The organism is Leifsonia sp. Ger2509, assembly GCF_055231915.1.
Window position 1 is genome coordinate 137533 of record NZ_JBUYVB010000003.1, and the last position, 16121, is coordinate 153653.

A 16121-nucleotide genomic window follows, 5' to 3' on the forward strand; every position below is an offset into this window, starting at 1 on the left:
TCCCAGAACAGGGTTCTTCCCCTCCGCGATCCGCGAGCAGGAAGGACCCTGTTCTCGTCGTCCTACTGGTCGGGGTTGGAGATGCGGTAGCGGGGCGCGCGGCGCGGCCAGCGCGGTCGCGGGATGCGGCTGAGTGTCCGCTGCTCGGGAAGGCTCCAGCCGAATCGCACGGCAAGTAGGCGGATGACCGTGGTGACGACCACGCAGACGATCGCAGCCACACCGATCGGCACGTGGAGGTCGACAAGGATGACGAGAGCGGCCGTGCCTGCGCCGGCCGCCACCGCGTAGAGCGACCCGACGTGCATGAGGGCGATCGGCAGCGTCAGCAGCACGTCGCGCAGGATCGACCCGCCGACGGCAGACACCACGCCGACGAAGAGAGCCGGAACCTCCGGCAGGCCCAGCGACAGGGCCTTCGTCGCGCCGATCGCCCCGAACAGCCCGATCGTCAACGCGTCGAGGAAGGTGATCAGCGGGTCCAGCCGCCGGAAGACCCGGGCGAGCAGCATTCCGAGCAGGGCCGCGACCACGGTGATCGGGAGGTACCAGTTCGTCGCGAGCGCCACGGGGGCAGTGACCAGGAGGATATCGCGCAGGAGACCGCCGCCGACACCGGTCGCGACGCCGATGATCGCGACGCCGAGCAGGTCGAGCCGCCTGTCCCGGAAACCGGAGGCGAACATCGCACCCTGGAGCGAGCCCACACCCACGGCCACGAGGTCCGCCCACAGTGGGATCGTGAAGACCGTTGCGCTCATAGCTCACTTTGTAGCATGCGCGGCACCCCCGCTCTGTCAGGCGGGCGGGGGATACTGGGAGGGTGCCCGTTTATCGTGATGAAGCCGTCGTGCTGCGCACCCACAAGCTGGGCGAAGCCGACCGCATCGTCACGATGCTCACCCGCCAGCACGGCAAGGTCCGCGCTGTCGCGAAAGGCGTGCGGCGCACGGCATCCAAGTTCGGAGCGCGCCTCGAACCGTTCATGGTCGCCGATGTGCAACTCTACGAAGGCCGCAGCCTCGACGTGATCACCCAGGCCGAATCGATCGGTTCGTACGGCGCGGCGATCGCCGACGATTATGCGAGCTACACCGCTGCGAACGCGATGGTCGAGACGGCCGACCGCGTGACGGAGGCCGAAGGGTCGCTCCAGCAGTACCTGCTTCTCGTCGGGGCGCTCCGCTCGCTCGCGCGCAAGGAGCACGGTGCGGCGCTCACGCTCGACTCCTACCTGCTCCGCTCCCTGTCGATGGCCGGATGGGCGCCGAGCTTCCTGGACTGCTCGCGGTGCGGTGCGCCTGGGCCGCATTCGGCGATCGTCGTGCAGCTCGGCGGGGTCGTGTGCGACAACTGTGCACCTCAGGGCGCGCCGCGCCTCGACGTGGAGACCGTCGCCCTCCTCGGTGCGTTGCTGACGGGGGACTGGGACCAGGCGGAGTCAGCGGGCGATGCGACCCGTTCGAAGGCCAGTGGGGTGGTCGCCGCGTACACCCAATGGCATCTGGAGCGCGGGCTGCGCTCCCTCCAGCACGTCTCGCGGGAACGTCGCGACGGCGACGCGCCGACCGAGACCGAATCCACTGCATCCAGCGCATCCCAGGGGAGCCGATGACGCCGAAACCGTACACGCACAAAGACGCTGTCGAGTTCCGGCCGCTCGACTGGACGGGGGTCTACCCACCCGATGTTCCGCAGGCCGCGGTGCCCGACCACGTCGCGATCGTGATGGACGGCAACGGACGCTGGGCGAACGCGCGGGGCCTCACCCGGATCGAAGGGCATCGCGCGGGGGAGGCGTCGCTGCTGGATGTGGTGGCCGGCGCCATCCAGATCGGCGTGAAGCACCTCAGCGTGTACGCGTTCTCGACCGAGAACTGGAAGCGGTCGCCCGACGAGGTGCGCTTCCTCATGGGGTTCAACCGCGAGGTGCTCCACCGCCGGCGCGACCAACTCAACGAGTGGGGCGTCCGCGTCCGGTGGGCCGGCCGCAAGCCCCGGCTGTGGTCGTCGGTGATCAAGGAACTCCAGTTCGCCGAACGGCTCACGGCCGACAACGACGTGCTCACCCTCACGATGTGCGTGAACTACGGCGGACGCACGGAGGTGGCGGATGCGGTCCGTGCGATCGCGCAGGATGTCTCGTCGGGCCGCCTCAAACCATCCGCCATCACCGAACGCACCATCCAGCGACACCTGTACACGCCCGATCTGCCCGACGTCGACCTTTTCGTCCGGAGCTCGGGGGAGCAGCGTACGAGCAACTTCATGCTCTGGCAGAGCGCGTACGCCGAGATGGTCTTCCTCGACACGCTGTGGCCCGACTTCTCGCGCGCCGACCTCTGGAACGCGATCGAACTGTACGCCGGACGCAACCGCAGGTTCGGCGGCGCGGTCGATGCGCCGTCCGTCTGACACGACGGATGCCGGCCCGGTCTTCTTCCGACGGAAAGTTGCGGGAATGAAACTTTCTGCGGCCGGGTTGCTCTTCTCGTGAGTGAACCCATCAAAGTAGACATCTGGTCCGACATCGCCTGCCCGTGGTGCTACATCGGCAAGCGCAAGTTCGAAGCGGGAACCGGCCTCTTCGCCGGTACGGGCGATGACCGCGGCGTAATCGTCGAGTACCACAGCTTCGAACTCTCGCCTGATACACCGGTCGACTTCGACGGCAGTGAGATCGACTTCCTCTCCGGCCACAAGGGGATCCCCGCGGCCCAGGTGCAGCCGATGCTCGAACGTGTGTCCGGTATCGCATCGTCCGTCGGGCTCGACTATGACTTCGACAATCTCAAGCACACGAACACGGTGAAAGCCCACGAGCTGCTCCACTACGCGAAGGCCAACGGCAAACAGCTGGAACTGTCGGAGAAGCTGTTCAGCGCATACTTCGTCGAAGGCCGCCACGTCGGACGCATCCCCGAACTCGCCGACCTCGCCGCTGAGGTCGGGCTCGACCGCGACGATGTCGTGCGCGCCCTGGAGTCCGAGGAATTCCTGTCGGACGTCCGAGCCGACCAGTCGCTGGCCGCAGAATACGGCATCCAGGGCGTCCCCTTCTTCGTGATCGATGGGCGCTACGGCGTGTCCGGGGCACAGGATGCGCAGACGTTCGCCCAGGTCCTCGAACAGGTCTGGACGGAGAAGGCCGCGGTGACCGCGTGAGCGGCGCGGATGCGGCCCCCACGACGCCCCCACCCCTTGCTCCTGCCGCGTTCTCGCTGACCATTCTCGGGGACCCGTCTGCCGCCGCCTGTGACGGCGACGTCTGCGCCCTCCCCTAGCCGACTCACAAAAGGGTCAACTTTCGCTAGTCGCGAGCCCGACGACGAGCGGAAGTTGGCCCCTGTGCGCGCCCGGAGGGCCGCATCTACCCGCGCGACGGCGATCGTGGCACCGTTCCCCAGGTGCGAGCTGTTGACGCGGACCGTGCGCCAGCCGAGTTCATCGAGCATCCACAGACGATCGATGTCGCGATCGAATTGTTCCTTCACGGTCCGGTGATGGTCGCCGTCGTACTCGACGACCACGCGGTGCTCGCGGAAGACCAGGTCGCACATGGCCACGAATTCTCCGAACGCATCGGACACGATCCCGTTCACTTCTGGCTGGGGGAGCTGGGCGCGGTGCAGTGCAAGGCGCAGCCGGGTCTCCATCGGCGAATCCGTTCCCGGGCTCGCAAGCTGGATGGCCTTTCGCGCAATGCCTGCTCCCGGGCGGTTCCCCATACCCTCCGCCGCCCGGAGCAACTCCTCGTGGCTTGACAGCGGCTGCTTCCGACGGAGCAACCCGTCAGCGGCGACGACGAGATCGTCCACGGTCAGCATCGACGCGAGTTCGCGCCACGTCTCTTCCGGCGTTGTCAGCCGGATGCCGCGGTGTCCGATGACGAGCTCGGGCGCGATCGTGAGTCTGTGACCTCGCACGCCCGCGCGTCTCAGTGCACGTCCGGGCGCGATCGTCGCGACATGCACGATCGCCCCCTGTTCGAGCCGTCGGGGGAGCGGGACACCCCAGAGGAGCGCGGCGGTGCTGTGACTGAAGAAGTGGTGGTCGCCCATCCGCCGGCTCAGCGCCCGGCACCGGTCGACAAGAGTCGCGGCAGAGTGGGGCAGGCGCGTTCCCCAGAACGGCGCGGTCAGATCGGATGCGCGCAGCCGTGATTTCGGCAGGCCGGCGCAGCCCGCTTCGGATACCGAGAATCCACGATCCCGGAATTCGGCAGGGAGCGCGCTGCGACGAGTCATCCGTCTATGTTCACGCAGCGTCGGGATCCGCGCCGGATACTGTCCACAGGCGCCCCGTCGCGTCAGATGGGACAGATTCAGCCGGTACCCCGCCGCGCGACTAGGGAATCTTGACCCCTCTGTCGTACGGGGCTGCCCGGCAGGGCTACTCGGGGTCGGAGATGTCGGCGACGGTGGCGTCGAACGAAGCGATCAGAGCATCCGCGTCGACGAAGAGGGAGTATCCGTGGGCACCGGCACCCATCGCCACTTCGTGGCCGGCGATCGAGCTGTCGGCGTACACCGGCCAGACGTTGGTGCTCCCGAAAGGCGTGATGGTGCCGCGCTCGAACCCTGTCGCCTCGAGTGCTACGGCCGCATCCGGCAGCTGCAGCTTGTTCACGCCGACGAGGGCGCGCAGTTTCGGCCACGAGATCTTTCGACCGCCGGGAACCAGTGCGAAGAGGAAGGTGCCGTCGCTGCGTTTGACGACAAGCGTCTTGACGATCCCCGACGGGGGGAGCCCGAGGAGTGCTGCGGCTTCCTCGAGACTGCGGGCGGCCGGGCGCTCGGTGATCCGGATGGGCACCCCTCGAGCGGCCGCATCGGCCTCAGCCCGCGCGCGGCCGTTGACGACCGGCTCGCTCGATCCTTCCACAGCCTGAACGTCCTGAGTCATTTACGCCGCCGCTTTCTGGGACAATTGAATGAGATGCCTTCCACTGCAACGATAAGCCCCGCACCCCAGCTGACCATCGGTCCGCTGACCCTCGACGTACCCGTCGTCCTCGCCCCGATGGCCGGAATCACGAACACGGCATTCCGTCGTCTCTGCCGCGAGTTCGGCGCGGGCCTCTACGTGAGCGAGATGATCACCTCTCGTGCCCTGGTCGAGCGCACCCCCGAGTCGATGCGCCTGATCACACACCACGAATCGGAGACCCCCCGATCGATCCAGCTCTACGGCGTCGATCCCAAGACGGTCGCCGAAGCCGTGACGATGCTTGTTGCCGAAGACCGGGCCGATCACATCGACCTCAATTTCGGCTGCCCGGTTCCGAAAGTCACGCGCAAGGGCGGAGGCGCGGCGCTGCCGTGGAAGCTCGGGCTCTTCCGTGAGATCCTCGAAGGAGCCGTTCGTGCGGCCGGCCCGATTCCCCTGACGGTGAAGATGCGCAAGGGAATCGACAGCGATCATCTGACCTACCTCGAAGCGGCCAGAGCCGCCGAGGGAGCGGGCGTCGCGTCCATCGCACTGCACGCGAGGACGGCCGCCGAGTTCTACTCGGGACACGCCGACTGGTCGGCGATCGCGAAGCTCAAAGAGACGATCACAGGCACACCTGTTCTCGGCAACGGCGACATCTGGTCGTCGGCCGACGCGATCCGAATGGTCGAAGAGACCGGATGCGACGGCGTGGTCGTCGGGCGCGGCTGCCTGGGGCGTCCGTGGCTCTTCGGTGATCTGGCCGCCGCGTTCCGTGCCCGATCGGGTGAGCTCGATCCCGACGTCGCGGCCGCCATCCAGGCGCACCCCACGCTCGGGCAGGTGGCGGCAACCTTCCGGCGGCATGCGGAACTGCTCGTGGAGTTCTTCGACAGTGAAGAGCGCGGGTGCCGCGACATCCGCAAGCACGTCGCCTGGTACTTCAAGGGCTATCCCGTCGGCGGAGACCTCCGGGCGAGCCTCGCCACGGTCGACACCCTCCAGCATCTCGATGACCTGCTGGCAACCCTCGACTGGGACCAGCCATACCCGGGCGAGGGCGCAGAAGGCCCGCGCGGACGCGCGGGCACGCCGAAGAATCCCTCGCTTCCCGATGGCTGGCTGGCCAGCCGGGAACTCGACGGATATCAGAAGGTCGAACTGGCCGAAGCCGAACTGAACAACAGTGGGGGGTAGCCGGTGATCGAGACTCGCAATGCCGAGCCCGTATCGCCGGCCTATGGGCCGGAAGACCGCGAGCGCTGGCTCCCTGAGCAGCACTCCAGCCGTCGAAGCGACTTCGCGCGCGACCGCGCCCGACTCCTTCATTCATCCGCGCTGAGACGCCTCGCGGCGAAGACCCAGGTGCTCAGCCCCACGGCGGGCCTCGACTTCGCTCGCAACAGACTCACCCATTCCCTCGAGGTCGCCCAGGTAGGTCGCGAGCTCGCCACCAGCCTCGGGCTCGATCCCGACATCGTCGACACGGCGTGTCTCGCCCACGACATCGGCCATCCGCCCTTCGGGCACAACGGTGAGCGCGCGCTCAACCAATGGGCCGCAGACATCGGCGGGTTCGAAGGCAACGCGCAGACCCTCCGCCTTCTCACGCGGCTCGAACCGAAAGTGTTCGGCGACGACGGCAACGCCTATGGGCTCAACCTGACTCGCGCCAGTCTCGACGCGAGTTGCAAGTATCCGTGGCCGGCATCATCCTCTGTCGCCGACCCGAGCGGTCGCGCCAAATTCGGGTTCTACCCCGACGACCTCCCGGCATTCGCTTGGATGCGCGGAAACGCCCCGGAACGCGTCCGCTGCATCGAGGCGCAGGTCATGGACCTCTCCGACGACATCGCCTACTCGGTGCACGACTTCGAAGATGCGGTCGTCAACGGCTACATCGACGTCCAGTCGCTCGGTCGCCGGGTCGATCATGACGAACTCGTCGCCTCCATGTACGAATGGATCGGCGGCGAATTCAGCCACGACGAGCTGATCGCTGCATTCGACCGGCTCGACACGCTCGATGTGTGGCTCGACGGCTGGGATTCCAGTCGACGTGCCCAGGCGAGGCTCAAAAACCTCACCAGCCAGTTGATCGGACGGTTCGCCGGCGCCGCGACGCGGGCCACCCGCGAAGCCGCGGCAAGCGAGAGCCTCATCCGATTCGGCGCGAACGTCGTCGTTCCCCCCGAGATCCAGGCGGAGATCGCCGTTCTGAAAGGCATCGTCGCTACGTTCGTCATGTCGCGGAACACGCGCCAGCCGATCTACGCGCAGCAGCGACAGGTGCTGTCGACACTCGCCGATGTCCTGCTCGCAAGTGGTCCGCGCGAACTCGATCCCGGATTCGCCGAAGACTGGGACGCTGCGGCCGACGACTCAGCGCGTAAGCGCGTGGTCGTCGATCAGGTCGCGAGCCTCACCGACCAGTCCGCGCTTGCATGGTACGAACGGCTGGTACAGCATTAGCGTTCGGTCCCGAAGTGTGGGGCCTTGTGCCTCAGGGCACTCTGCTGGATGCTGAGAACGAAGGCCAACGGGAGGAAACGATGAGCGCGCCACAACCGCCGACGAATGGCGACGAGCCCACCACGGGCGCGGAAGCCACGGACGGCAGCGCGCCGACACCGGCCGAGACCGTACCCGAACCAGTCCGGCCGACGGCGGCCAAGGCGCCGCCTGCGAAGGCGACGCCGGCCAAGGGAACGCCGGCCAAGGGAACCCCGGCCAAGGCAGCACCGCGCAAGGCCGCGCCACGCAAGGCGACAGCGGGCACCGCGACTCCCCGCAGGGTCGTCACGACCTCCGATACAGCGCAGAACACTGGAAGTCCCCAAGGCGCTGAGGCCGTCCCCGCCGCAGGAACCGTGCCTGCACCCGAGACCGCACCTGCCGTCCCGACTACGGAAGCCGTCCCTGAACCGGAGACCGCGGAGACCCAGGTACTGCCCGCCATGGAGCAGACCGAAGTGCTTGCCGCTGCAGTCCCCGTCGTGACCGTTGCAGCCTCATCGTCGACATCGCCCGGAACAGCGTCTGCACCGGAAGCTGCAGCGCAACCCGGCTCGGAGCAGGCACCCCCCGTTCCCGAGCCGTCACCCGAAGCCGAACCGGCCTTCGCGACGGAGCCGCCTGCCGCTCATCAGGCAGCCCCGCCCGCCCGTTCGATCACGGAAGTGTTCGCCGACCGGCTCGACAACGACGGCTTCTTCTCCGCACTGTTCGACTTCACGTTCACCCGGTACGTGACGCGAAAACTGGCCGGGCCGGTCTATGTGGTCGGCCTCGTACTCATCGCGCTGAGCACGATCCTCGCGCTCATCTACTGGCTCGGCCAGGCGATCGCGACGCACAGCTTCCTCGGTGCATTCGTGTTCCTCTTCGGCCTCATCATCACGGTCGTCGGAAGCGCGCTCGCCATCCTGCTTCTCCGCGTGGCGATCGAGGTCTTCGTCGCCGTCGTCGCGATCGCCGAGAACACCCGGCCACGACGAAAGCAGGGTCCCTGACCACCTCATCCGCGCGGCCGGCGATGTCACCGCGCTCAGTAGAATCAGACTATGGCCGGCCGAATTCGACAGAGTGACATCGAAGAGGTCAAAGCCAGGACCAACATCGCCGACATCGTCGGGGACTACGTCAGCCTCCGGCCCGCCGGAGTGGGTTCCCTCAAAGGTCTCTGCCCGTTCCACGACGAACGCAGCCCAAGCTTCCACGTGCGGCCCCAGGTCGGCATGTACCACTGCTTCGGTTGCGGGGAAAGCGGCGACGTCTACTCCTTCCTCCAGAAGATGGACCACGTCAGCTTCACGGAAGCCGTCGAGCGTCTCGCCGGCCGGGTCGGCCTCACCCTTCACTATGAGGATGGGGGCGCAGCACCCGAACAGGGCAACCGCGCGCGCATCCTGGCAGCCAACACGGCTGCTGAAGAGTTCTTCACCCAGAAGCTCGCAGCACCCGAAGCGGACGTCGGGCGCCGCTTCCTCGGCGAACGCGGTTTCGATGCCGCAGCGGCAGCGCACTTCGGCATCGGGTTCGCCCCCAAGAGCTGGGATGAACTGACCAAACATCTGCGAGGGCGCGGCTTCAGCCAGGACGAACTGGCGGCAGCGGGCCTCGTGTCCGCCGGAGATCGCGGCGTCTACGACCGGTTCCGCGGAAGGCTGGTGTGGCCCATCCGCGACGTGACCGGCCAGACCATCGGCTTCGGTGCCCGCAAACTCCTCGACGACGACAACGGTCCGAAATACCTGAACACCCCCGAGACGCCGGTGTACCACAAGGCGCAGGTCCTCTACGGTCTCGACCTCGCCAAGCGCGAGATCGCCCGCAGCCACCAGGTCGTCGTGGTCGAGGGCTACACCGACGTCATGGCCTGCCACCTCGCGGGCATAACGACAGCCGTCGCGACCTGCGGCACCTCCTTCGGCGTCGACCACATCAAGGTGCTTCGCCGCGTTCTCGGAGACGACAGCGGTCTGGGCGAAGTCGTGTTCACGTTCGACCCGGATGCGGCCGGCCAGAAGGCAGCGATGCGCGCCTTCAGCGAAGAGCAGCGTTTCGCCGCCCAGACCTACGTCGCGGTCGGCCCGGAAGGCCTCGACCCCTGCGACCTGCGCCTGACGAAAGGCGACGACGCCGTCCGGCGCATGATCGACTCGAAGAAGCCCATGTTCGAGTTCATGATCAAGCAGGTGCTGACGCAGTACAACCTGGACACCGTCGAGGGCCGGGTGGCTGCCCTGCGTTCGGCCGCGCCCGTCGTCTCCGACATCCGCGACCCGTCTCTGCGGCCGGGGTACACCCGGGAGCTCGCACGGATGCTCGGAATGGAGCTCTCCGAGGTCTCCCGCGCCGTCACGGCTGCTCGTTCGAGCAGCGCGCCGGCCGGAGCGCATTCGAGTGACGGAGCTCGTCAGGCGCATTCGAGCGCCCAGCGCGGGGCAGGGGATGCGCGTTCCACGGCGCTCGCGCAACCCGCACCGGCCGACGGACCGTCGCTCGTGTCGCTCCCGACCGACCACGCGACGCGGCTCGAACGCGACGCGTTGATGGCGATCCTCCAGTACCCGTCGATGGTCGGCGTCGATCTGACCCGACGCGCCACGCAGACCGCATTCGCGAACCAGAGCCTCGCCGTCGTGCGGGACGGCATCGCGACCACCCTCGACTCCTTCGACTCGCCGGATTGGCTGGCCCGCGTGGTGCAGGAAGTGCCCGCTCCGTTCGCGACGCTTGTAACAGAGCTGGGCGTCGCACCGATCCCCGAACGCTCGGAGAAGGAGTTGGCCGCCTATGTGCGCGGAGTTACGAGCTCGTTGATCGAGCGGGATCTGCTCCGGCGCAAAGCCGATCTTCTCGGTCGTCTGCAGCGTGCCGACCCCGAGCAGCGCGAGGCCTACACTGAACTCCAGCGCGAGCTCGTACAGATCGAAGCGGACAGACGCAAGTTGCGCGACGAATAATTGCGTGCGCGTACCGATCTCGCTACGAATCGCCGAAACGGTTCGAACAGACGCTGATTCTGTGTTATCAAGAATCAACGCAGTCCGGCGGTGCGCACAGCGCTGCCCACCGGGCTGGCTGACCCCACACCAGGAAGAGGTACTCGCAAAATGAGATCCGCCCACACGAGCGGCAGACGCATTCTGGCCGTGACCGCCGCATTCGCGGCGACGGCCATCGTGCTCGCAGGTTGCTCCGGAAATGCGAACAACTCGAGCTCCGGCAGCTCTGGAACGCTCACCATCGGTACGACCGACAAGATCACGTCGATCGACCCCGCAGGCTCGTACGACAACGGTTCCTTCGCCGTGATGAACCAGGTGTACCCGTTCCTGTTGAACACCCCCTACGGCAGCCCGGACGTCAAGCCCGACATCGCCGTGTCCGCAAGTTTCACCTCGCCGACCGAGTACACCGTCAAACTGAAGCCCGGACTGAAGTTCGCGAACGGCCACGACCTGACGTCGTCCGACGTGAAGTTCACGTTCGACCGCCAGCTGAAGATCAACGACCCCAATGGCCCCGCCTCGCTGCTCGCCAACCTGGCCAGCACCGACGCCGTCGACCCCACCACGGTCGTCTTCCACCTCAAGGTGCCGAACGACCAGACCTTCGCCCAGGTGCTCTCGAGCCCGGCCGGCCCCATCGTCGACGAGCAGGTCTTCTCGCCTGACAAGGTCACACCCGACAACGACATCGTCAAGGGTGAGCCGTTCGCGGGCCAGTACTCGATCACGAGCTACACGGTCAACAGCCTGATCGCCTACAAGGCGAACCCCGGTTACCAGGGTCTCCTCGGCAAGGCTGCCACCGACAAGATCAACGTCAAGTACTACACCGACGCGTCGAACATGAAGCTCGACATCCAGAAGGGCGGCATCGACGTCGCGACCCGCGCCCTGTCGGCCACCGACATCGCGAGCCTGCGTACCGACAAGAACGTCAAGGTCGTCGACGGCCCCGGTGGCGAGATCCGCTACATCGTCTTCAACTTCAACTCGATGCCGTACGGCGCCAAGACAGCACAGGCCGACCCGAAGAAGGCACTCGCCGTCCGCCAGGCGGCAGCCGACCTCGTCGACCGCGCAGCGATCGCCAAGCAGGTGTTCAAGGACACCTACACCCCGCTGTACTCGTACGTGCCCAACGGCCTGACCGGCGCCACCACGGTTCTCAAGGACCTCTACGGTGACGGCAACGGTGGCCCCAGCCTCGACAAGGCGAAGGCCGTGCTCCAGGCTGCCGGTGTGGCTACGCCGATCACGTTGAACCTGCAGTACACGACCGAGCACTACGGGCCGTCCTCGTCTGACGAGTACGCCCAGATCAAGGACCAGCTCGAGCAGGGCGGTCTCTTCAAGGTCAACCTGCAGTCGACCGAGTACGTGCAGTACAGCAAGGACCGTGTCAAGGACATCTACCCGGCCTACCAGCTCGGTTGGTTCCCGGACTACTCCGACGCCGACAACTACCTGTCGCCGTTCTTCCAGAAGGACAACTTCCTCGCGAACCACTACGACAACCCGGCCGTGCAGTCGCTGATCACCCAGCAGCTGGGCACGACCGACAAGGCGGAGCGCACGAAGCTGATCCAGGAGATCCAGGCGAAGGTCGGTGCCGACCTGTCGACGCTGCCGCTGCTGCAGGGGTCCCAGGTCGTCGTCGTCGGCAAGAACGTGTCCGGCGCCGACAAGACGCTGGACGCTTCGTTCAAGTTCCGCTACGCGGCTCTGTCCAAGGGCTAGGACCACCAGAGGATAGAATCACCTCACCGTGACAAGGGGCGGCTCGCGCCAGCGGGCCGCCCCTTGTCGGCGGATCTCTCCACGATTGGTAGTTATGACAGCGACTGTCACCGGCCCTGCGGCCGCGGCGCCTTCGAGCCCGGAAATCAAGCAGAAACGTCGACGATCAGGGGGTGGTCTCGCGCGCTACATCGTCGTTCGCGCGCTGCTCATCATCCCCACGATCTTCATCCTCGTCACCGTGGTCTTCTTCATCATGCGGGCCACCGGCGACCCCATCACGGCCGCCCTCGGCGGCAAGCTCCCACCAGCAGAACTCGCACAACGCATCCATGAGGCCGGCTACGATCGGCCGCTCATCGTCCAGTACTTCGAGTACCTCGGACAGGTTTTCACCGGCAACTTCGGCACCACGCTGAGCGATAACCAGCCGGTGATCCAGGTGCTCCTGAGGTATGGCGCGGCGACGCTCGAACTCGCGTTCTATGCCCTCATCGTCGCCTTTATCGTCGGCATTCCGCTCGGGATGGTCGCCGCCTACTTCCGGGACAAAGGACGGGATGCGAGCCTCCGGGTGTTCGCGATCCTCTGTTACGCCACGCCAGTGTTCTTCGCCGGACTACTCCTGAAACTGATCTTCTCGATCTGGCTCAACTGGCTTCCGGTCGCTGGACGGGCTTCGACCAGTTCGGAACTCGAACTGCAGACCTTGCCGACGAAAACGGGCATCTACCTGATCGACGCGTTCCAGACCGGAGACCCCGCGGTGGTCAGCGATGTTCTGCTCCACGCGATCCTTCCTGCGATCACCCTCGGGCTGTTGACAGCCGGCATCTTCTTGCGCCTGGTGCGCACCAATGTGATCGGCACCCTGTCGACGGATTATGTGGATGCCGCGCGCTCACGCGGTGTCAGCGAATACCGGCTGGTCCGTCGTCACGCGTACCGGCCCGCCCTCGTCCCGATCATTACGGTGATCGGCTTGCAGATCGCGATCCTGCTCGGCGGCGCCGTGCTGACCGAGACCACATTCGAGTGGAGGGGCCTCGGTTTCCAGCTCGTCCAGTACCTGAACGCCCGCGACTTCGTCGCCGTGCAGGGAATGGTGGCGCTCCTTGCCGTGATCGTAGCTCTCACGAACTTCGTGGTCGACGTGATCGCCGCCCTGATCGACCCGAGAGTGAGGTACTGAGATGGCAAAGCGCAGCATCTGGGGCCGCCTGCCCGTCGTCCATCAGCTCCGCCAGTCGGTAGGGCTGCAGCGCGGGATGCTCGTCGTCGGACTCGTCATCACCGCCATCTTCGTGCTCGTGGCGATCTTCGCACCGCTGATCGCGCCCTACGGGTTCGCACAACTGCGCGACGCACACGGCCCGTTCGGTTCCCAGCAGCCTCCGAGCCCGGCTCACATCTGGGGCACGACTGTCGGCGGGTACGACGTGTACTCCCGTGTGCTCTACGGCGCACAGCCCTCGATCCTGGTGGTGATCGTCGCGGTCATCCTCTCGATCTTCATCGGTGTCGCCCTCGGTCTCGTCTCCGGCTACTTCGGCGGCTGGCTCGACCGGGTGCTCGTCGTCATCCTCGACGCGATCTACGCCTTCCCGTCGCTGCTCCTGGCGCTCGTCGTCGCGATCGCGATCAGCGGTGGGCAGTCGAGTCTGTGGGGCGGGATCATGGCTGCGGCCATCTCGATCACCGTCGTCTACATCCCCCAGTATTTCCGGGTGATCCGATCGGAGGCCGTTCGGATCAAGGCCGAGGCATACGTCGAGTCGGCGAAGGTGATCGGCGCGAGCAACGGGCGGATCATGTTCCGGCACGTCTTCCGCAATTCGACCCGCACCCTGCCACTGATCTTCACGCTGAACTCGTCCGAGGCGATCCTGACCCTCGCGGGTCTCGGCTTCCTCGGTTTCGGCATCGAGCCGACGGCTGCGGCCGAGTGGGGTTACGACCTGAGCAAATCGGTGTCGGATGTGACGAGCGGCATCTGGTGGACCGCGCTCTTCCCGGGTCTCGCGATCGTCATCTCAGTCCTGGGCATCACCCTCGTGGGCGAGAGCCTGAACGACCTGGCCGACCCGCGACTGCGTGGTCGCCGCTCCGTCGCCAAAGCGGCAGGAGAGGTCGCAGAGACCTCGGTCGTACCGGGCGGAACGCTCACAGCGGGCCCCGGTGGTCTGGACGGGCTCGAAGACGGCGAAAGTTTCGACGAACACGGAATCGAGGTGCGGTCATGACCGACATCGTTCAGATCACGGACCTCGCGGTCTCGTTCTCGACCGACGCTGGGGCGATCAAGGCGGTCGACAACGTCACTCTGCGCGTCGCGCCGGGCGAGGTGCTCGCGATCGTCGGAGAGAGCGGAAGCGGCAAGACCGTCACCGCGAAGACGATTCTCGGTCTTCTCCCGGAGACGGCCACAGCGTCGGGTGCTGTCATCCTGCGCAGCCGCGACGGAGGTACAGAGGCTGACATCGTGCGTCTCACCAAGCGCCAGCTCCGCGAGGTGCGCGGCAATGACGTCGCGATGGTGTTCCAGGAGCCGTCGACGGCGCTCAACCCGGTCTACACCGTCGGGTGGCAGATCGAGGAGGGCCTCAAGGCTCACGGGAAGCTCACGAAGGCCGAAGCGCGCGCGAAGGCGATCGAGATCCTCGGCCGTGTCGGCATCCCCGACCCCGAACTGCGCTACAAGTACTACCCGCACCAGTTCTCGGGGGGCCAGAAGCAGCGCGTCGTCATCGCAATGGCGCTCGTGCTGAACCCGGGGCTGATCGTTGCAGACGAGCCGACCACAGCGCTGGATGTCACCGTCCAGGCCGAGATCCTCGACCTGCTCCGCCGGTGCCGCGACGAGTTCGGTGCTGCGATCGTGCTCATCACCCACAATATGGGTGTGGTCGCCGACCTCGCCGACCGTGTGGCGGTGATGTACCAGGGCAAGGTCGTGGAAGAGGCGGATGTGAAGACGCTGTTCTCGGCGCCGAAGGATCCGTACACGCAGCGGCTCCTCGCATCTGTCCCTCACGTCGGTCAGGCGTCGCTGCAGACGAAGGAACGCGCGGCGACCCGCCACGAGGGCTGGGACGATGCGAAGCCGGTCGTCAAGGCCACCGACCTGCGCATCCAGTATCCAGGTCGGATGGGCCGGCCGGGCTTCGTCGCCGTCGACGGGGTGAGCCTCCAGATCCGGGCGGGCGAAGTACTCGGTCTCGTGGGCGAGAGCGGCTCGGGCAAGACGACGATCGGGCGCGCCATCGGCGGCCTGACCCGCGTGACCGGCGGCTCGCTCGAGGTGCTGGGAATCGAGATGAACGGCGTCTCGGAGCGGCGGTTCAAGAAGGTTCGAAGCGACATCGGCTTCGTCTTCCAGGATCCCGCATCGAGCTTCAACCCGCTGCTGACCATCGCGGAATGCGTCGCTGAGCCCCTTGTCGTGCACGGCCGGGCATCCAACCCCGCTGCCGCGCGCGCTCGCGTGAACGACCTGCTCGAGGCCGTTCAGCTGCCGCGCGCCTACGGCGACCGGTTCCCGCACGAGCTGAGCGGTGGCCAGCGCCAGCGCGCCAGTCTCGCCCGCGCGCTCGCACTCGAGCCGACCCTGCTCATCGCCGACGAACCGACGTCCGCCCTCGACGTGTCCGTGCAGGCGCGGGTGCTGGAGCTCTTCGCGGAGCTGCAGAAGGAGTTCGGGTTCGCATCCCTGTTCATCAGTCACGACCTCGCGGTCGTCGACCTGCTGGCCGACCGGATCGCGGTGCTCCACCGTGGCAAGCTGGTCGAAGAGGGAACCGGCGAGCAAGTGCTGGGTGCGCCCCAGGACCCGTACACGCAGCGTCTCCTGGCGTCTCTTCCGGTGCCGAATCCGGTCGAACAGGCCGAGCGCCGGGCTGCGCTGCGCGCGTTGAAGGAGCAAAGCGCCTAGGGTCG

Annotated in this window: 14 protein-coding genes; 11 read left to right on the forward strand and 3 right to left on the reverse strand. The window is 66.5% G+C overall.

The genetic code is table 11. From position 1 onward, the window contains the following. Positions 1-62 precede the first annotated feature (62 nt). Positions 63-761, reverse strand: coding sequence for a trimeric intracellular cation channel family protein (locus tag ACV7NN_RS00930; protein WP_463347724.1), 699 nt, complete (start codon positions 759-761; stop codon positions 63-65). A gap of 62 nt (positions 762-823) precedes the next feature. On the opposite strand from ACV7NN_RS00930, the gene recO reads away from it, so the two are divergent. The 3 genes from recO (at position 824) to ACV7NN_RS00945 (ending at position 3165) form a co-directional block, all read left to right on the forward strand. After that, complete coding sequence (gene recO, locus ACV7NN_RS00935; RefSeq protein ID WP_463347725.1) at positions 824-1615, forward strand: DNA repair protein RecO; 792 nt, start codon at positions 824-826, stop codon at positions 1613-1615. Continuing rightward, positions 1612-2415: an isoprenyl transferase gene (locus tag ACV7NN_RS00940; protein WP_463347726.1), complete on the forward strand. Its 804-nt coding sequence runs from the start codon at positions 1612-1614 to the stop codon at positions 2413-2415. Before recO ends, ACV7NN_RS00940 begins: the two co-directional genes overlap by 4 nt. A 78-nt stretch (positions 2416-2493) precedes the next feature. Continuing rightward, positions 2494-3165: a DsbA family oxidoreductase gene (locus tag ACV7NN_RS00945; RefSeq protein ID WP_463347727.1), complete on the forward strand. Its 672-nt coding sequence runs from the start codon at positions 2494-2496 to the stop codon at positions 3163-3165. Here the strand turns inward: ACV7NN_RS00945 and ACV7NN_RS00950 are convergent. Together ACV7NN_RS00950 and ACV7NN_RS00955 are read right to left on the reverse strand one after the other, a co-directional pair. After that, on the reverse strand, positions 3078-4247 hold the full coding sequence (locus ACV7NN_RS00950; protein ID WP_463347728.1) for an endonuclease domain-containing protein: 1170 nt from the start codon (positions 4245-4247) through the stop codon (positions 3078-3080). The genes ACV7NN_RS00945 and ACV7NN_RS00950 overlap by 88 nt on opposite strands. Positions 4248-4392: 145 nt before the next feature. After that, entirely contained in the window at positions 4393-4905 is a 513-nt protein-coding gene (locus ACV7NN_RS00955) for an aminoacyl-tRNA deacylase (protein ID WP_463347729.1), read from the reverse strand. A gap of 33 nt (positions 4906-4938) precedes the next feature. Here ACV7NN_RS00955 and dusB point away from each other — a divergent pair, with 33 nt between their 5' ends. The 8 genes from dusB (at position 4939) to ACV7NN_RS00995 (ending at position 16116) form a co-directional block, all read left to right on the forward strand. After that, on the forward strand, positions 4939-6129 hold the full coding sequence (gene dusB, locus ACV7NN_RS00960) for a tRNA dihydrouridine synthase DusB (RefSeq protein WP_463347730.1): 1191 nt from the start codon (positions 4939-4941) through the stop codon (positions 6127-6129). A gap of 6 nt (positions 6130-6135) precedes the next feature. Then, positions 6136-7404, forward strand: coding sequence for a deoxyguanosinetriphosphate triphosphohydrolase (locus ACV7NN_RS00965; protein WP_463351208.1), 1269 nt, complete (start codon positions 6136-6138; stop codon positions 7402-7404). An 80-nt stretch (positions 7405-7484) separates the two neighbouring features. Beyond that, a complete protein-coding gene (locus ACV7NN_RS00970) occupies positions 7485-8444 on the forward strand; it encodes a DUF4282 domain-containing protein (protein WP_463347731.1) in 960 nt (319 codons plus the stop codon). 51 nt (positions 8445-8495) lie between these two features. Next, complete coding sequence (gene dnaG / locus ACV7NN_RS00975) at positions 8496-10400, forward strand: DNA primase (RefSeq protein WP_463347732.1); 1905 nt, start codon at positions 8496-8498, stop codon at positions 10398-10400. A 150-nt stretch (positions 10401-10550) separates the two neighbouring features. Beyond that, positions 10551-12185 carry an ABC transporter substrate-binding protein gene (locus tag ACV7NN_RS00980; RefSeq protein WP_463347733.1) on the forward strand — a complete coding sequence of 545 codons (1635 nt, stop codon included), beginning with the start codon at positions 10551-10553 and terminating at the stop codon, positions 12183-12185. 94 nt (positions 12186-12279) lie between these two features. After that, a complete protein-coding gene (locus ACV7NN_RS00985; protein WP_463347734.1) occupies positions 12280-13377 on the forward strand; it encodes an ABC transporter permease in 1098 nt (365 codons plus the stop codon). Position 13378: 1 nt separating this feature from the next. After that, positions 13379-14428: an ABC transporter permease gene (locus ACV7NN_RS00990; protein ID WP_463347735.1), complete on the forward strand. Its 1050-nt coding sequence runs from the start codon at positions 13379-13381 to the stop codon at positions 14426-14428. Beyond that, entirely contained in the window at positions 14425-16116 is a 1692-nt protein-coding gene (locus tag ACV7NN_RS00995; protein WP_463347736.1) for an ABC transporter ATP-binding protein, read from the forward strand. Before ACV7NN_RS00990 ends, ACV7NN_RS00995 begins: the two co-directional genes overlap by 4 nt. Positions 16117-16121: the final 5 nt, after the last annotated feature.